This is a genomic window from Fictibacillus sp. 18YEL24 (assembly GCF_015903855.1).
In the GTDB taxonomy this organism is placed as follows: Bacteria; Bacillota; Bacilli; order Bacillales; family Fictibacillaceae; genus Fictibacillus; species Fictibacillus phosphorivorans_C.
Map to the genome: position 1 here is coordinate 977,298 of NZ_JACZDT010000002.1, position 17,829 is coordinate 995,126.

Genomic DNA, 17,829 nt, shown 5'->3' on the forward strand with positions numbered 1-17,829 from the left:
AAATATATGGATATCCAAGGTTTTATTCTCGACTTATATAGCAGTAATCCAATACTGACAGTAGCTATCAGTCTTTCATTAAATATTATTATTGCTGTTTTAGGGATCGTTCCTAGCGTGTTTTTAACCGGAGCGAACATCATCTTCTTTGGTTTTTGGGGAGGAACGTTTATCTCGTTTTTAGGCGAGATACTTGGTGCCCTGATTTCTTTTTGGTTATATAAAAAGGGATTAAATAAATTTAAGCTCACCAAAATTTCCATGTATTCATGGGTAAATACATTAAGAAAAGCGAAAGGGTTAGACGCCTTTTATTTAATCTTTTCTTTACGATTGATGCCCTTTATTCCGTCAGGTATTGTAACATTAGCTGCAGCATTTACTAACTCTTCTTTTCTAGTATTTTCTGCAGCTACCATTGTTGGGAAAGTCCCAGCCCTATTACTCGAAGCATTCTCCGTCTATCAAATCACGCAATTTACCTGGATAGGAAAGATCCTGTTGGTTTTAACTGCTATCTATTTGGGATACTTATTGTTCAAAAACACCAATTCAAAATAAGTCATAAGTCGTTTTCACGGCTTTTTTTTATGCAAAAAAAATCCATATCTAATATGTAAAATGTACTTAAAGAGGGGGAGGGTTATGAGACAAAGAAAACAAGAGAATGAAGAAAAAGTAGATGAGTCTTGGCTCATACCGTATGCGGACATGTTAACTTTGTTATTGGCATTATTTATTGTACTTTTTGCCTCTAGTAGTATTGATGCAAAAAAATTTAATGCCATGATGATATCCTTAAGTACAAGTTTTGGTAATAAAGGGGTACTAAATGAGACTAAAAGTTACCAGACTACAAGTATGCTAACCGAAGAGCAAAAATCGATAATAGAATACGAGAAAAATGAACTTGAAAAATTACATATAAAAATAGAGAATTATATAAACGAAAACGGATTTCAGAAGATTGTTCAAACGAAGTTAAGTGATGATGGCCTTTATATTGTTATTGTTAATGATATCCTTTTTGATTCTGGGAGAGGTCAACTCAAAATGGAGGCAAAAAAAATAATCTACCAATTAACCCCTTTATTAATAACCCACCCGGCAAGAGATATAATCATCGGCGGTCATACCGATAATGTACCGATACATAATAACGATTTTCGTTCCAATTGGGAATTAAGCATGCAGCGGTCTCTTCATGTTCTAGATGTTGTGCTCTCTAACAAAGATCTAGATCCTGCTCGTTTTAGTATAAAAGCTTATGGGGAACATAAACCTTTGGAATCTAACTCAACCTCTGAAGGGAGAGCTAAGAACAGAAGGGTCGAATTTTTAATCTTACCTTTGCAAAAAGAGTAGAGGTTTATTTGAAATAAAATATACACACAATCCGTTTTCCATTTGGGAAACGGATTTATTTATGGGGAAATTCTAATGCTCTAAATAAGTATGGACGGTATAAAACTAGCATAAATGGGGATGCTAGTTTAGTAGGGAGGGATACATTAATGAAAAAGGCATTTGTTATTATACTTACAATCTTTCTCATACTTATAGATAGTCCGATTGGTTTTAGTGATAAACAGCCAACGGACTCAATAGTCGTAAAAAATTTAATGGACAATGAATCTATACAACAAGAAAAATTATTTCTCACATATGGAACAACCATTTCTGAAAAGCAAACGTTGAATGATTTTCAAAGAATGGTAAATAAACTAAACCAGATATTCTCAGTCCAATTAAAAGTTTACACAGATCACGATGATCATGGAATCATAGAATTTATAGGAACTCATAAAAAAAGTAAAAAGACAACACTGTCAATAAAATGGCTGGGACAGAAAGTTCAAACAAGTCCGAATTTGTACAAAACCTATTTATTGGTTAATATTACGAGTCAGGACTTAGGAACAAAGAACATGAAAAAACTTTACGATAACTTACGCAACAAGTTAATCACGTTAAAGTTAAATCCTAACATCAATACTACAGTTCAAGGAGCCATCGAGCGAAAATTAGTCCAGGATGAACAAATCAGTCTCATTAATAAGATGACAAAGAGACTGAAAGGAAAAATAACCGATAAGTACATAGACAAGTACTTCATCAGTTCCAACGGGTTCTCTCCAAAACTTAACCGGACCATTAAAATAAATAAGAACAAGATTAATTTTCAAATCTCAAGTTATTATCATACAGAAAGGAAACGTACAATTATCACCATTGGGAATCCGATTATTACTGGGGATTCGTGAATATAAAAAAGCAGGCCATATATTTGAGGCCTGCTAATTTTTAAGATACTGGAGAATTTTTCTTCGTTCTTCTATAAACAATTAAGAAGAAGGAAAGAACGATCAAAACGATCGATATGATCTGTGCCATCTTTAATGAGGAAGTTAACATAAGGCTGTCAGTCCTCATCCCTTCAATGGCAAACCTTCCTATGGAATACCAGATTATATAGCTTAGAAACACTTCGCCATTCTTAAGATTGAACTTTTTAAGGGTTATTAAGACAAAAAAACCAATCATGTTCCATACCGACTCATAAAGAAAAGTGGGCTGGTAATAAACACCGTCAATATACATCTGATTAATGATAAAATCCGGAAGCCATAGATTTTCCAGGAACGACCTTGATACCGGTCCTCCATGGGCTTCTTGGTTAATAAAGTTCCCCCATCGTCCAATCGCTTGTCCTAAGATGATACTTGGAGCTGCGATGTCTGCAATAGTCCAAAAGGATAGTTCTCTTCTTTTTGTAAAAATGTATGCTGTTAAAAAGGCACCTATGAGTGCTCCATGGATTGCGATTCCCCCATTCCAGATAGCAAATACATCGGCAATACTATCTTTATACTTCTGCCATTCAAAAATAACGTAGTATAATCGGGCTGTAAGTATTGAGACTGGTACGGCTATCATGACCAAATCAACAAACGTGTCTTTTGGGAGGCCACGTTTCTTGCTTTCTCTATTTGCAAGGAGAAATCCTAAAAATGCTCCTGAAGCTATGATTAACCCATACCAATAAATCTGAATTACTCCAAAATCAAGAGCCACCCGATCTATGGGTTGCATTGAAGATTCAATCAAGTTAAACACTCCTCTAATTTTCTATTAAAACCACTTTGATTAGATTATAAGAGAAAAATAAGGAGTTTTTTTGAAGATGAACCGTAATTATGACTTAATTGACTTATACTCATTTAATCAATAATTATCTTTATATATAAAAGATAAGTCCATATATCGGAATCATCTTCAGCTGCATTATTTAGCGGAAAGTCCTGAAATGAACTTGGTTTAGATCATAGTTATTAAAAGATAACCAAAACCAGCATGCGAGACTAAATTATCTCTTCGCTTTGTTTCTTTGATTATTTCTTTAAATACTCCTCAAAGGATACTCTAATCTCACAATCTATTAAAAACTTAATATTTAATGTTTGTTGCAAAGAGAATACACAAAAAGTTCTTATTTTATTAGTACACTTCTTATCAAAATAGATACCTTATACTTAAAAGTGTGAATGAAGTTTGAATGAAAAAATCGTCATGCATACTGTTGCAATTTAAAGGGTAATATAGTGTTTAAATAAAAAAGGAAGGAGAGTTTTTAATGAAATTTAAAAATTACTTTCTTGGAAGTTTACTACTGGTTTTCACACTTACTCTCGCTGCGTGTGGTAATAATGACCAAGATACAAATCAAAATGATGAGAAAATGGAAGAAGGAAAGGACCATGGGAATATGGACCATTCCGGATCGGGAGAAGTACCAAAAGGTTTAAAAGAAGCAAAAAATCCTAAATATGAAGTAGGAAGTAAAGCGATTATAAATGCAAATCATATGGAAGGGATGAAAGGGGCAGAGGCAACAATTGTAGGTGCTTATGATACATATGTTTATAAAGTAACATACACGCCAACTACAGGTGGGGAAAAAGTAACAGATCATAAATGGGTTATTCAAGAAGAGCTTCAGGATGCAAATGAGAAACCTTTAAAACCAGGTGCAAAAGTCGTGCTTAATGCAGACCACATGGAGGGCATGAAAGATGCTGAAGCTACTATAGACTCTGTAGTGAAAACCACAATTTATATGGTCGATTTTACCCCTACGACCGGTGGGGACAAAGTAACAAACCATCAATGGTTAACTGAAAGCGAGTTATCACCTGAGTAAGATTTTAATAGTGGGAGGAGTATCTACGATAGTAGGTACTCTTTTTTTACCTCTATTTAGAGGTGAACAATGGAAGCTTCTTTTCACATTAAACGAAAGCTCTTAACTTAGAAAATTATGCCTAACTTTAGTATTGCTTATCTTCTATTAATAAATAGGGAGTATGATTAGGTAGATGGATGATATTGAGCTCTGAATTTAATGCATAAATTCTTGATAATTTTAAGGTAATGTTAATAGGGAGAGGGGGAGAATTATGTATGATATTTTTAATTTGTTAAGTAGTTTTTTAAATGAACCCTTAACTACTCTCTTTTATAATAACCAAGGCATACCACTTTTGAGTGCTTTCTTTTTAGGGATTTTGGGGGCAGTAGCTCCTTGTCAATTAACTGGAAATATAAGTACCATGATGTATTATGGCAATAAGTCTCTAAGGGATTCAAAAATTTGGCCAGAGATCTCCGCTTACATATTCGGAAAAATTTTTGTTTATATTATGTTAGGACTACTGATATGGATATTTGGTCGTACTTTAGAAAATAGCTTAACTACAATATTCCCTATTGTCAGAAAATTGATTGGCCCGTTACTCATAATCATCGGATTTTACCTGATTGGTATCATAAAATTGAACTTGAGTATTATATTCAATTTCCACTCCTTTTTTTCAAAAAGAGGCATTATTAATTCATTTTTATTAGGAGTTGTACTGACACTCGGTTTTTGTCCAACAATGTTTCTACTCTTTTTTGGACTTTTAATGCCATTAGTACTTTCTACTTCCTATGGAATCATACTGCCGGGGATTTTCGCTTTAGGAACAGTCTTTCCATTTCTGCTATTAATCTTTTTAATCTTATACTTTAATTTATATGGAGTACTTTTGAAGAAAAGCAAGAAAATAGGCAATGTAATCCAGGTGACTTTTGGATGTTTGTTTACTGTTCTAGGTATTCTAGATATCTTTGTCTACTGGCTCTAATAGGAGGGACTATGAAGATTTCAATAAAACTTGGGTTAATTCTATTGGTTATCATGTTAATCATAGAGTTTTTACTTTTTTTAATCTTATATCAAGGCATTTTGACAAGTCGTATTCAAGAGGAAACACGAGATCTTGTCGCGCGTGGAAATAATCATAGAGATGTTTTAGAAAGAAAGTTTGATGATGTTACACTCCATCATGTTGGTCTAATGGAGTCCAAAGCGAAAACAAAAGTTGTAGTAATGGATTCGGATGATAACATTTTAGTTAGGTCAAGTGATATCGACACTAAGATGAAAGAGATACTGAATAAAAATATCACACCAAGCCATCATGGGTTTTTAGTACAGAATGACTGGAAGAAGAAAGCTTATTTTGCATCGGTTTCACCTATTGTAATTGATGGCAAGCACGTGGCATTCGTATATATGTTTTTAGATACAAAATTTATTCAACAGATGAATAACCATCTTATAGATGAGTTTGTTAAAATCAGTATCATTTCACTAATAATACTGATTATTGCAGTAAGCTTTTTATCTAAAACGATTACTAAACCCTTACTTAAAATGAAAGAAGCAACAAAAAAATTAAGTGATGGTTATCACAAAGTCACCTTAGATATAAACAGAAAAGATGAACTCGGTGAACTTGCCCTGCAGATTACTACTTTATCGGAGGACTTGAATCGATTACAAAGAGATCGAATTGAATTCTTAGCTAATATATCACATGAACTACGTACACCCCTTACCTACATCACTGGTTATACTAAAATCCTGCAGCGTCCAAATATCCAAGTAGAAGAGAAGGCAAAATATTTAACCATCATAAATGAAGAATCAAATAATCTGACCAAACTTATTGAGGATTTGTTCGAACTTGCAAAGATGGACCAAACTAGGTTTGTGATTCATAAGGAAAAAGTGTCGGTCTCCCAACTGGTTCAAAAAGTTCTTAATAATATAAAACCAGTTTTTTCTTCAAAAAAGATCGAATTGGTTTATTTCTCGGACGGGGATTATATTTTAGAGATTGATGAGAAAAGGATATATCAGGTTCTAATCAACCTCTTGGATAATGCAATGAAATACTCATCAGAAAATACGACGGTCAATATCAGTGTCACAGGACACAAGGAGTTTATCGAAATTCAGATTAAAGATGAGGGTGAAGGGATTCCGGAAAATGAATTGCCATTGATTTGGGATCGTTTATACAGAGTCGAAAAGTCCCGGTCTAGAGAAAAAGGAGGTTCCGGTTTAGGATTAGCTATTGTGAAAGAGATTATAGAACAGCATGATGGAAAGATTACTGCCACGAGTCAAATCGGGAAAGGAACAACCATCTCAGTATTTTTAAAAAGGAGTTAAAAATGAAAAAAATATTAATAGTAGACGATGAACAAAGAATGGTAGATTTGATCTCATTATATTTAAAACCATATAATTTTGAAATAGTAAAATCTTATTCAGGAAATCAAGCGATTGAAATTATAAAAAAAGAGAAAATTCATTTAGTTCTATTAGATGTTATGATGCCAGATATAGATGGCTGGGAAACAATTAAGCTGATTCGAGAATGGCTGCAAGTACCTATTATCATGTTGACTGCAAGGAACGAAAAGATGGACATTGTAAAGGGGTTAAGACTTGGAGCGGATGATTATATTACGAAACCATTTGATGAAGAGGTATTATTAGCTAGGATTGAAGCAGTCTTAAGAAGGTCGCAGCAAGAAAATGAAGAGGATTATGGAATTGAAGGATTGATTATTGAAAAGAAAAGGCACTATATTTCTTATAATAATCAATCGATAATTCTTACTCCAAAGGAGTTCGAAATGATTTACTTATTAATCAAATTTCCTCGGCGTGTCTTTAATAGGGAGCAGTTGATAGAGATTATATGGGGTATGGAATCTGAAACTGAAGGTAGAACTATAGACTCTCATGTTAGAAATATTAGAGAAAAGTTCAGAAAAGCAGGATTTCCAATTGACAACTATTTTAAAACAGTATGGGGTTTAGGATACAAATGGGAAAATAATTAGAACAACAATCTGAAAATGTAGTGAATGTGATGGATGATATGATTCATGATGTGTAGAACAAAAATGACAATAAAGATAATAATTAATATAAAAATCGGAAAAATAGTAATTGTAAAAGCTAAATTATAGTTTTAAGCCCAATGTGTTTATTGCATTGGGTTTAAATTTATAAATGAAGGGATGTAAAAAATGAATCACCATCACATGAATGAACATCATACTGAAGAAAATAAGCAACAACATAATCATTCGTTAGGAAATCATACTAATCAAGAGGATCATAACGGACACCATGACCATATGATTGATGATTTTAAGAAAAGGTTCTATATTTCATTATTATTAACTATACCCATTTTAATTCTTTCACCGATGATTCAGATGTTTTTTGGTTTTAACATAACTTTTCCAAGTTCGATGTTAGTCCTGTTTACATTGTCAACAGTAGTATTTTTTTATGGTGGATGGCCATTTATATCAGGATTGATTGATGAAATAAAACAAAAGAATCCAGGTATGATGACATTGATTGGGCTTGCTATCATATCAGCCTATATCTACAGCACTCTTACCGTTTTTGGATATGAAGGGGAAAACTTTTTTTGGGAATTAGCGACATTAGTGGATATTATGCTTCTAGGTCACTGGATAGAAATGAAATCAATTATGAAGGCATCCAACTCACTGGAAGCACTAATTAAGTTAATGCCTCAAGAAGCCCATCTAATACAAGAAAACGGTGATGTAATGGATGTATCTGTTTCAGAATTAAAGAAACATGACAAAATCCTTATTAAACCTGGAGAAAAGGTGCCTGCCGATGGTGTAGTCATTAAAGGCGTTTCAAATGTTAATGAATCCATGTTAACCGGCGAATCAGTACCTGTGGAAAAAGAGAAGGATCACAACATAATTGCTGGTTCCATTAATGGTGAAGGGTCTTTAACGATATTAATAAAGAATATTGGTGAAGAAACCTATTTATCCCAAGTCATTAAACTGGTTCAAGATGCCCAAGCAACAAAATCGAAAACTCAAGCATTATCTGATCGGGCAGCAAAATGGTTGTTTTATATAGCTCTGTGTGCAAGCTTAACGACTTTAATAATATGGTTGCTCTTAGGTTATGATTTCTACATAGCACTTGAACGTATGGTTACTGTTTTAGTTATTTCATGTCCGCATGCTTTAGGGTTAGCGGTTCCATTAGTAATTGCAAGGTCTACAACCTTATCTGCTAAAAATGGTCTTCTAATTAGAAACCGTACAAGTTTTGAAGACGCTCGAAACTTAGATTCTATTGTGTTTGATAAAACAGGAACTTTAACAAAAGGGGAATTTGGAGTTACAGATATAATAACTGAGGCTAATAAAGATGAAAATGATTTATTGCAACTAGCAGCATCAATAGAATCTCAATCAGAACATCCTATTGCGAAGGGTATTGTAGAAGAGGCGAATAAAAGGAATATCAAACTGTTGGAAGTAGAAGAATTTAAATCAATAACAGGAAAAGGCTTACAAGGAATAATAAAAAGCAAGGCCGTGAAAGTTATGAGTCCGAGGTATGTAATCGAAGAGAGCATAGCTTTTGACTCAACAACTTATAAAAAACTATCGAACGAGGGCAAAACAGTTTCTTTTATTTTGATTAATGACGAATTATACGGAATGATTGCGCTAGCTGATCAAGTTAAAGATACTGCCTATAGGGCGATTGAGAAACTTAAAGAAAAAAATATTCGAACTATAATGTTAACTGGAGACAATCAACAAGTTGCGAATTGGGTCGGAAAAAAGTTGAAATTAGACGAGATATTTTCAGAAGTACTTCCTCATCAAAAGGCCGATCAAATTAAGAAGATTAAATCGAGCGGTCAAAAAGTTGCAATGACCGGTGATGGTGTAAATGATGCCCCAGCCCTTGCTAGTGCAGACTTAGGCATAGCGATAGGGGCTGGGACAGATGTTGCTATGGAGACAGCTGATATTATTTTAGCAAGAAGTAATCCAGAAGATGTCGTTTCAATAATTGATCTTTCAAGAGCTACATATAAAAAGATGTTACAAAATTTATGGTGGGCCGCTGGTTATAATATTTTTGCCTTACCTCTCGCAGCCGGAATTCTTTATCCCTATGGAATTTTATTAGATCCAGCAGTGGGAGCAGTATTAATGTCATTAAGTACAATTATCGTAGCCATCAATGCACAATTGTTAAAAATTTAATCTATATTTTATTGAAGGAACTATCATATCAAAAGGTAGTTCTTTTTTGATTTGAACTAGAATGTGGTACTACTTCATAATTTATGCATATTTTTTTGTTATAACAAATTTACTTAAGTTATTAATATTTATTGATTAAGTTTCCATTATTCGAGAATTGATATTTTGAAATAATAAATAACATCAAATTTAGTAAATGGGTAACTTTCATTATATTTAATGGGGGATTTAGTAATGTGTGGTTTTATCGGTTATTTGAGTAATAACGAGATACAAGGAACGAATACAGAAGTTAATGATTTTATGAACATGACTAATATTATCTCTCATCGGGGACCAGATGATGTTGGATATTATTTTGATGAACATATTCGTCTAGGATTCCGTAGATTGAGTATTATTGATTTAGATAGCGGGAAACAGCCATTAGGATATGAAGATGATCGGTATTGGATAACCTTTAATGGTGAGATTTATAACTATCTTGAATTAAGAGAGGGCTTAGAAAAGAGAGGGCTATCTTTTAAGACTGATTCTGATACGGAGGTTATCCTGGCTTTATATAGTATCAAGCGTGAAAAGGCTCTTAATGAGTTGCGAGGTATGTTTAGTTTTTTAATATGGGATAAAGAAAAAAAAGAATTGTTTGGTGCTAGAGATCATTTTGGTATTAAGCCATTTTTTTATTATGAATCTGAGGATGAATTATTATGTGCATCTGAGAAAAAAAGCATCCTGCTTGCAACGAATGGAGGGAGCTTTAATGAGGAAGCTCTACATTATTATCTCACATATCAATTCGTTCCAGAACCATACACTTTTTCCAGTTCAATAAAAAAGTTAGAGCCAGGTCATTACTTTGTAAAAAAAATCGGTCAAAAGATGAATATTAAGAATTACTTTAAACCTCGCTTTACTCCTATTTTCAAACCTTTTGATGAGGAAATCAATACGATTAGGGATGTAATGAGAGAATCTGTAAAGGTGCACATGAGAAGTGATGTTCCTGTTGGTTCATTCTTGTCTGGAGGTATAGATTCTTCAAGTATTGTAGCGTTAGCTAAAGAGTTTAATCCTAAAATTAAAACTTTTACTGTAGGATTTGAACGAGAAGGTTACAGTGAAATAGATTTAGCCAAAGAAACGGCTTCAGATCTTGGGGTAGAGAATATTCATTATATTGTAAAACCAGAAGAGTTTATTGAACAACTGCCTAAAATCATTTGGCATTTGGACGAGCCCGTCGCGGATCCTGCATTAGTCCCACTGTTTTTTGTCGCAAGAGAAGCCAAAAAGCACGTTACCGTAGTCCTTTCCGGTGAAGGGGCAGACGAACTGTTCGGTGGATACAATATCTATCGTGAACCATATTCATTAAGACATTTCAAAAAACTTCCAACAGGAGTAAAAGAGGGACTAAACTCATTTTCAAAAATGCTACCTGATGGTACACGTGGAAAAAGCTTTCTTGAGAGAGGTACAACCAGCATCGAGGACCGCTATATCGGAAATGCAAAGATATTTTTAGAAGCTGAAAAAAAGGAGCTCCTTAAGAACTATCAAACGAAATGGGATTATAAAAACGTTACAAAAGAGCTATATCGTAACATTCAACACCTAGACGATGTTCATAAGATGCAGTATATCGATATGCACACATGGCTGCGGGGAGATATTCTAGTGAAAGCCGATAAGATGACGATGGCGAACTCATTAGAGTTGCGTGTCCCATTTTTGGACAAGGAAGTCTTTAAAGTTGCTTCACAGCTTTCTTCGTCTAAGACCATAACAAATCAAACGACAAAATATATACTAAGAAAAGCAATGGAAGGAATCGTACCAGACTCTGTTCTAACTAGAAAGAAGTTAGGATTTCCGGTCCCCATACGCCATTGGCTTCAAAATGAACTGTCTGATTGGGCATATTCTTTGATTGTCGAAAGTGAAACGGATTGTTTGTTTAATAAAGTGTATTTGCTGAATCTTTTAGATGACCATCAAAAAGGAAAGAAAGATTATAGCAGAAAGTTGTGGACGATTTTAACGTTTATGATTTGGCATAAAATTTATATTGAGAAGAAATATAATTTCTCGAAAGATAAAATTTTGAACGATAATGATGCTAAGTTATTAAAAGTGTAAAGGATTTCCAAGTGCCAAGTTCTCATGCTCGAGTACTTGGTTTTTATATTTCTTGAATGAACATAAAATAAAATTTAGATAAAAGAAAGAAGGTGAAAACTAGTATATGTGGAAATTTTAGAACAATCATGTGAAAAAGGAGGTTTAATGCATTGCTGAAAACATAAAAACCAAGGAAGTGAATAAATGTCACTGAAATCGGATGGTTCATTAAAGGAACAGACAAAATGGGGAAAAATCTCTATTATTCTCTCTTTAGCAATTCCAGCCATGTTAGAGAACATCTTACAAACGATTGTAGGATTCGTAGATACTCTCTTCGTAGCAAAGATAGGACTAGAGGAGGTAACTGCAGTAGGTGTAGCTAATACGGTAATAGCCGTTTATATAGCCGTCTTTATGGCGGTTGGCGTCGGGACTTCATCACTGATCGCACGGAGTTTAGGAGCCGGAGATATTGATCAGGCGAAATCAATCGCTAAACAATCGACTCTCTTAACAGAGTTTATAGGTCTATTCTTTGGAGCCGTAAGTATATTTTTGGCGGAACCTTTCCTTTTATTAATGGGTGCTGATGAAAAAGTTTTAGTGGATGGAGTTGTCTATTTCCGAATCGTCGCTATACCCTCCATATTCATTTCTCTCATGTTCATCTTCGGAAGCATCCTGCGAGCTTCTGGTGATACGAAAACACCATTGAAGGTAAGCTGGTGGATAAATATAATCCATCTTGGTCTTGATTATGTTCTGATTTTTGGAGTAGGCGATTGGGAAGGATTAGGAGTTGCTGGGGCCGCTTGGGCTACAGTATTAGTAAGAATAATGGGAACATGGATGCTCTATCATTATATTAAGAAATCAATCGTTTCTTTTTCCCTGCGTAAAGGTACACTGAACATGATAAGGGGCGTCATGCTATCCGTCATAAAATTATCCATACCTGCTGCGATCGAAAGGTTAATAATGAGAGTTGGCCAAGTTCTATACTTCGGATTGATTGTGCATATAGGAACAGAAACATTCGCAGCTCATACCATTGCAGGAAACATCGAAACCTTTTCTTACATGCCTGGATATGGATTAGCTATCGCCGCTACTACTCTAGTAGGCCAAAGTATAGGAGCGGGAAAATTAAAAGATGCCTACCAATATGGCATTTTAACAACCGGGGTCGGAATCTTCTTCATGTCAATAATAGGGATCATCTTATTTGTTTTTTCTCCATATTTTGCATCCTGGTTCACGACAGATAAAAATGCCATTGAAATGGTGGTAACTGCTCTAAGAATCGATGCATTTGCCCAACCCGCACTTGCTGTAGGATTGATCTTGGCAGGGGCTCTTCAGGGAGCTGGCGATACAAAAAGTCCCATGTATAGCACAGCAGTCGGTATGTGGGTGATACGAGTCCTAGGTGTTTACCTTTTTGGAATCGTACTCGGCTATGGAATAGCAGGGATATGGATTTCAATTGCTCTAGATTTACTTATAAGAGCTATATACTTATATGTTAGATGGATAACTTATTTTAAAATATCTACTGAAAAAAATATACCAAAATAAGAGATAATTATTTTTAAAACTAAAATAAAAAAACCATTGACTTATAAAAATTGGAATACTAAAATGGAATCAATTACAATTATTTTGAATTTTTAGAAAATTTATATACTATTTCTTCCTAGCTGGTACTAGGTTTTTTTTATACTACATATTATACGTTGGGAGGGTATGGTATAAGAGGGGGTTTTTCATTGGAGGGAAAGTTAGTTAGGCTAGCTGTCAACGGAGGAATTGGTTTTGGTGCACAACTATCACCTAAACAATTACTTCTATTGAGCAAGTACTTACCTGAGGATTCAGAAATTGAATTAACAACATTCCAACAGCTTATTATTCAAGTACCAGAAGATAACCTGGAACAAATAAGGAATGAGTTGGAGCTTATAGGTCTTTCATGTTATTCAGTAGGAAACTATGTAAAGAGCTTAAGAACTTGCGGTTTTTGTAAAGGGGCAGAAGAAGAGGGTATGCCAGTTGCCATCGAGTTGAACAATCGTATCGCAGGTAAGGAAGTGCCTTTTACACTACGGCCCGCATATACTGGTTGTCCTACCGCATGTGGTGAACCATTAGTAAACGATATTGGAGTTATAAAACAAAGAGACACCTTTGATCTCTATTTAGGTGGCAAAGCAAATGGTCTTGATGCACGAACAGGTCAACTTTTCAAAAATAATCTACAACCAAACGAATTATTTAAACTAGTCGAACAAATTATTGATATTTATGCTAAAAACGGTAAAAGGAGAGAAAAATTTTCAAAGTTTCTTAATCGGTTTGGTATCGATCAAATAAAACAACAACTTAATATATAAAAAAAAACTTAAAAATTTTGAGGGGCATTGTAGGAGGCTAACATGGAAAAATTCGAATTTAAAGTAAACGGAATGAGCTGCGGCCATTGTGAGAAAGCCATTCAAGATGCACTTATGGAATCACCAGGAGTTGAATCTGTAAAAGCAAGTGCCTCAAATAACAGCGTTCAAGTAACCTATTTGTCTAATAAGACTAACACAGCACTAATCAAAGAAATAATAGAAGAGGAGGGGTACAACGTTATTGATTAGTTGTTAAATATGATTATGGGAGGCATGGGGATGAAAAAAAGGTTAAGTGTTTTCTTTTCATTTATTTTACTTGTAAGTCTTATTTTAAGTGGTTGCAGCAGTAAGGGGATTGAAGAAGAACCGGCTGCAAGCGATAGTGAAACAAAAAAGGAACAAAAACTAACCATCAATGCCATATCAGAACCTCCTAGTCTAGACCCGGCGTTAATTGATAATCAGATCGCGGGAGACATCAGTAACCAATTATTCGAAGGATTAGTCAGGTTGGATGAAAAAGGAAATGTCGTAGCCGGAGTTGCCGAATCATGGGATATCTCTGATGATAAAACAGTTTATACTTTTCATCTAAATAAGAACGCTAAATGGTCGAACGGAGATCCAGTAACAGCGGAAGACTTCATCTTTTCGTGGGAACGAGTATTGAATCCAGAAGTAGCTGCTCCTCTTGGAAGTAATCTGTTCTTCATCAAAAACGGCGCTGCATATAATGAAGGGACAGTAAAAGATTTTAATGAAGTTGGTATAAAAGCCCCCGATCAACAAACTTTAGAAATCACACTCGAAAGACCGACATCCTTCTTTTTAGAACTGACATCGTTTTTTACATTATTGCCTGTGAACAAAAAGGTAGCAGAAGCAAATGCTAAATGGGCGACAGATGCAAAAACATTTGTTTCAAACGGCCCATTTCAACTTAAAGAATGGAAACACGATCAAGAGCTAGTGATGGTCCCGAATGAGAATTACTGGGCAAAAGAGGTCGTAAAGCTAGACGAACTGAAATGGGTGATGGTAAACGATCAAAACACCGAATATGGTATGTACAAATCAGGGGAGATCGCTGTTGCTGAACAGATACCAAACTCTATCAAGAGCCAGCTCATTCAGAGCGGAGACGCGGAAAAACTACCAAGTGCAAGCGTAGCCTACTTGCGATTTAATCATGAGAACAAGGTGTTCAGTAATCCTAAGATAAGAAAAGCACTGAGTATGGCACTGGATAGACAATTGATTGTAGATAAAGTAACTCAAGGAGGAGAAACACCTGCGTTCTCATTCATACCAAACGGTTTAGGAAATGGTGTGGGAGAGTTCAGGGAGCAGGCAGGAGATTCACTCTATAAGGACAAATCGGTTGAAGAGGCAAAACAGCTATTAGAAGAAGGAAAGGCTGAGTTAGGGTTAAGTAGTCTGCCAAAGGTGAGCCTATTGTTCTATACAAGCGATTTATACAACCAATTAACTCAAGCGATGCAAGAAATGTGGAAGAAGAATCTAGGTTTAGAAGTCGAGCTTAAAACGATGGAGAGAAAAGTGTTTGTTCAAAATGTTCAAAAAGGAGATTACGAGATAGCCATCTATAGCACAGGGGCAGACTACAATGATGCTCAGAACCTGCTCGGTCAGTTTACAACGGGAGATGTCTATAACTATAGTAAAATCTCAATTCCGGCATATGATGACTTGGTTAAGAAAGTAGATACCGAACTCGATCTAAACAAGCGGGCTGAATACATGCAAGAAGCCGAGAAAGTATTACTAGAAGACATGGCGATCGCTCCACTTTACTTTAACAACAAAGTCTACCTGCAACAAGATAATGTAAAAAATGTTCACCGTTACATTATACAAGCGGTTGATTATAGGGAAGCTTTTGTGGAGTAAAGAAATATGATTTGATAGAGGGAAATCGTTTTGGTTTTCCTCTTTCTTTCAAGGAGGTAAGCTATGATTTTCTATATCATTAAACGAATGATGACTGCACTCCTTGCGTTGTTTGTCATCGCCACTCTAACTTTTGTGTTAATGAATCTGATACCAGGTGACCCATTCACGAATGAAAAGAGCATACCTGAACAAGTACTGAAAAATCTGAGGGCTCACTATGGCCTTGATCAGCCGCTTATCATCCAGTATTTCAAATACATGGCAGGAATTATTACTTTAGATTTTGGACCTTCGATTACATCGGATACACGTACAGTCAATGAATTAATATTAAGTGGGTTTCCTGTTTCGGCGGTACTCGGCATACAGGCACTGGTTATTGCAGTCGTCTTCGGGATGACTCTAGGTATCATAGCCGCGATCAAACATAACGGCTGGTTAGATTATCTATCAATGGTTATAGCCATCTTAGGCTTATCAGTACCGAGCTTTGTACTATCAACTGTTCTTATTAATTACTTCGCGATAAAGCTTGAATGGCTCCCAGTCGCTACTTGGGGTACGTGGAGACATACTGTTCTTCCAAGCTTAGCGTTGGCAGTTGGTCCGTTAGCTTACATAGCTAGATTAACAAGGTCGAGCATATTAGAAGTTCTTACCTCAGATTATGTTCAAACGGCTATTGCGAAGGGTGTAACGGGTTCACGGTTAATCTTTCGTCATATATTAAGAAATGCATTGATACCGGTTGTTACTGTACTAGGTCCTATATCAGCTGGAATATTAACAGGGAGTTTTGTGATCGAACAAATATTTGGTATTCCTGGGATCGGAAAATACTTTGTTCAATCAATTTCTGATCGGGACTATCCGGTCATCTTAGGCACAACCATATTTTACAGTGCAATATTGATACTCTTCATCTTAATAATCGATCTGACTTACGGATTCTTAGATCCTCGAATCAAACTAGCGAGGAGGAGATAATATGGAAGCGCTAAACGAGAAGAGAAAATTTCATTTCAAAGAAAAAAACATTCGAATAGTTGAAGAAATCAACGTCCAACCTTTTTCACAGTTTAAAGAAACGTTATATTATCTAACCAAGAACAAACTCGCTGTCGTTGGGCTAATCATCATCTTATTGTTAATCATTATGGCTGTTATCGGTCCTAAGTTAGTGACTTATTCATATTCTGATCAATCCTTACTAGAATCCAATCAACCACCATCAAAAGAGCATTGGTTTGGAACAGACCAATTAGGAAGAGATATTTTTGCCCGAACATGGACGGGAGCAAGGATTAGTTTATTCATAGGAATAATGGCTGTTTTAATCGATCTTATTGTAGGAATAATCATCGGTGGAATAGCAGGGTTAAAAGGTGGTAAAACGGATGAGATTCTTATGCGACTAGTAGATATCCTATACGGGTTGCCTCATCTACTGGTAACCATTCTATTGATGGTTGTTCTCAAGCCCGGACTTACGACCATCATACTAGCGATGGCAGCAACAGGGTGGATTGGAATCGCCAGGCTTGTAAGGGGACAGATTCTCCAGCTCAAAGAATGTGAATACGTTATGGCGTCTCGAGTACTGGGAGCTGGTTTTTATAAGATTTTGTTTAAACATCTTCTTCCCAATACTTTAGGTCCTATCATTGTTGCTATGACTCTATCTGTTCCCGGAGCTATCTTTGCTGAGGCGACTTTAAGCTTTTTAGGCTTAGGAGTACCAGTACCCTTGGCCAGTTGGGGAACGATGACATCCGAGGCACTTGTGACACTATTGACGGGTCACCTATGGATATTATTTTTTCCTGCATTCTTCATTTCGTTAACGATGTTTGCCTTCAATGTGGTCGGAGATGGATTAAGAGATGCGTTAGATCCTAAAATGAGAACGTAGGTGAGT

The 17,829-nt window shown here is 35.5% G+C and carries 16 protein-coding genes; 15 read left to right on the forward strand and 1 reads right to left on the reverse strand.

Features of this window, described 5'->3' with window-relative positions; all coding sequences use genetic code 11:
- The first annotated feature begins 6 nt into the window (after window positions 1-6).
- The 3 genes from HU823_RS10175 (at window position 7) to HU823_RS10185 (ending at window position 2,264) form a co-directional block, all read left to right on the forward strand.
- Complete coding sequence (locus HU823_RS10175; protein ID WP_197129793.1) at window positions 7-561, forward strand: TVP38/TMEM64 family protein; 555 nt, start codon at window positions 7-9, stop codon at window positions 559-561.
- 84 nt (window positions 562-645) lie between these two features.
- Window positions 646-1,365 carry a flagellar motor protein MotB gene (locus HU823_RS10180; protein ID WP_231607361.1) on the forward strand — a complete coding sequence of 240 codons (720 nt, stop codon included), beginning with the start codon at window positions 646-648 and terminating at the stop codon, window positions 1,363-1,365.
- A gap of 149 nt (window positions 1,366-1,514) precedes the next feature.
- On the forward strand, window positions 1,515-2,264 hold the full coding sequence (locus tag HU823_RS10185; protein ID WP_197129799.1) for a YwmB family TATA-box binding protein: 750 nt from the start codon (window positions 1,515-1,517) through the stop codon (window positions 2,262-2,264).
- A 40-nt stretch (window positions 2,265-2,304) separates the two neighbouring features.
- On the opposite strand, the gene lgt is transcribed toward HU823_RS10185, so the two are convergent.
- Window positions 2,305-3,105 (reverse strand): prolipoprotein diacylglyceryl transferase, encoded by an 801-nt coding sequence (lgt, locus tag HU823_RS10190; RefSeq protein WP_312035283.1) that lies wholly within the window; start codon window positions 3,103-3,105, stop codon window positions 2,305-2,307.
- Between the two features lie 529 nt (window positions 3,106-3,634).
- On the opposite strand from lgt, the gene HU823_RS10195 reads away from it, so the two are divergent.
- The 12 genes from HU823_RS10195 to HU823_RS10250 all read left to right on the forward strand — a co-directional run bounded on the left by HU823_RS10195 (window position 3,635) and on the right by HU823_RS10250 (window position 17,823).
- Window positions 3,635-4,201: a YdhK family protein gene (locus HU823_RS10195; protein ID WP_197129805.1), complete on the forward strand. Its 567-nt coding sequence runs from the start codon at window positions 3,635-3,637 to the stop codon at window positions 4,199-4,201.
- A gap of 256 nt (window positions 4,202-4,457) precedes the next feature.
- Window positions 4,458-5,186, forward strand: a complete 729-nt coding sequence (locus tag HU823_RS10200; RefSeq protein ID WP_197129808.1) for a sulfite exporter TauE/SafE family protein — start codon at window positions 4,458-4,460, stop codon at window positions 5,184-5,186.
- Between the two features lie 11 nt (window positions 5,187-5,197).
- Entirely contained in the window at window positions 5,198-6,562 is a 1,365-nt protein-coding gene (locus HU823_RS10205) for a HAMP domain-containing sensor histidine kinase (RefSeq protein ID WP_197129811.1), read from the forward strand.
- A 2-nt stretch (window positions 6,563-6,564) separates the two neighbouring features.
- Window positions 6,565-7,242 (forward strand): response regulator transcription factor, encoded by a 678-nt coding sequence (locus HU823_RS10210; protein ID WP_197129812.1) that lies wholly within the window; start codon window positions 6,565-6,567, stop codon window positions 7,240-7,242.
- A 189-nt stretch (window positions 7,243-7,431) separates the two neighbouring features.
- Entirely contained in the window at window positions 7,432-9,471 is a 2,040-nt protein-coding gene (locus HU823_RS10215) for a copper-translocating P-type ATPase (protein ID WP_231607362.1), read from the forward strand.
- Between the two features lie 234 nt (window positions 9,472-9,705).
- Window positions 9,706-11,613 (forward strand): asparagine synthase (glutamine-hydrolyzing), encoded by a 1,908-nt coding sequence (asnB, locus tag HU823_RS10220; protein ID WP_197129813.1) that lies wholly within the window; start codon window positions 9,706-9,708, stop codon window positions 11,611-11,613.
- A 186-nt stretch (window positions 11,614-11,799) separates the two neighbouring features.
- Window positions 11,800-13,176 carry an MATE family efflux transporter gene (locus tag HU823_RS10225; RefSeq protein WP_231607363.1) on the forward strand — a complete coding sequence of 459 codons (1,377 nt, stop codon included), beginning with the start codon at window positions 11,800-11,802 and terminating at the stop codon, window positions 13,174-13,176.
- A gap of 191 nt (window positions 13,177-13,367) precedes the next feature.
- On the forward strand, window positions 13,368-13,991 hold the full coding sequence (locus tag HU823_RS10230) for a nitrite reductase (protein ID WP_197129814.1): 624 nt from the start codon (window positions 13,368-13,370) through the stop codon (window positions 13,989-13,991).
- A gap of 42 nt (window positions 13,992-14,033) precedes the next feature.
- Complete coding sequence (locus HU823_RS10235; RefSeq protein WP_197129815.1) at window positions 14,034-14,243, forward strand: heavy-metal-associated domain-containing protein; 210 nt, start codon at window positions 14,034-14,036, stop codon at window positions 14,241-14,243.
- A 30-nt stretch (window positions 14,244-14,273) separates the two neighbouring features.
- The gene (locus HU823_RS10240) at window positions 14,274-15,908 is read left to right on the forward strand and encodes a peptide ABC transporter substrate-binding protein (protein WP_231607364.1); all 1,635 of its coding nucleotides are present in this window, start codon (window positions 14,274-14,276) and stop codon (window positions 15,906-15,908) included.
- A gap of 63 nt (window positions 15,909-15,971) precedes the next feature.
- A complete protein-coding gene (locus tag HU823_RS10245; protein ID WP_197129816.1) occupies window positions 15,972-16,898 on the forward strand; it encodes an ABC transporter permease in 927 nt (308 codons plus the stop codon).
- Window position 16,899: 1 nt separating this feature from the next.
- A complete protein-coding gene (locus tag HU823_RS10250) occupies window positions 16,900-17,823 on the forward strand; it encodes an ABC transporter permease (RefSeq protein WP_197129817.1) in 924 nt (307 codons plus the stop codon).
- Window positions 17,824-17,829 lie beyond the last annotated feature (6 nt).

Coding starts and splice junctions, on each gene's coding strand:
- HU823_RS10175 (WP_197129793.1), top strand. CDS start 7: ATGGATATCCAAGGTTTTATTCTCGACTTATATAGCAGTAATCCAATA.
- HU823_RS10180 (WP_231607361.1), top strand. CDS start 646: ATGAGACAAAGAAAACAAGAGAATGAAGAAAAAGTAGATGAGTCTTGG.
- HU823_RS10185 (WP_197129799.1), top strand. CDS start 1,515: ATGAAAAAGGCATTTGTTATTATACTTACAATCTTTCTCATACTTATA.
- HU823_RS10195 (WP_197129805.1), top strand. CDS start 3,635: ATGAAATTTAAAAATTACTTTCTTGGAAGTTTACTACTGGTTTTCACA.
- HU823_RS10200 (WP_197129808.1), top strand. CDS start 4,458: ATGTATGATATTTTTAATTTGTTAAGTAGTTTTTTAAATGAACCCTTA.
- HU823_RS10205 (WP_197129811.1), top strand. CDS start 5,198: ATGAAGATTTCAATAAAACTTGGGTTAATTCTATTGGTTATCATGTTA.
- HU823_RS10210 (WP_197129812.1), top strand. CDS start 6,565: ATGAAAAAAATATTAATAGTAGACGATGAACAAAGAATGGTAGATTTG.
- HU823_RS10215 (WP_231607362.1), top strand. CDS start 7,432: ATGAATCACCATCACATGAATGAACATCATACTGAAGAAAATAAGCAA.
- asnB (WP_197129813.1), top strand. CDS start 9,706: ATGTGTGGTTTTATCGGTTATTTGAGTAATAACGAGATACAAGGAACG.
- HU823_RS10225 (WP_231607363.1), top strand. CDS start 11,800: ATGTCACTGAAATCGGATGGTTCATTAAAGGAACAGACAAAATGGGGA.
- HU823_RS10235 (WP_197129815.1), top strand. CDS start 14,034: ATGGAAAAATTCGAATTTAAAGTAAACGGAATGAGCTGCGGCCATTGT.
- HU823_RS10240 (WP_231607364.1), top strand. CDS start 14,274: ATGAAAAAAAGGTTAAGTGTTTTCTTTTCATTTATTTTACTTGTAAGT.
- HU823_RS10245 (WP_197129816.1), top strand. CDS start 15,972: ATGATTTTCTATATCATTAAACGAATGATGACTGCACTCCTTGCGTTG.
- HU823_RS10250 (WP_197129817.1), top strand. CDS start 16,900: ATGGAAGCGCTAAACGAGAAGAGAAAATTTCATTTCAAAGAAAAAAAC.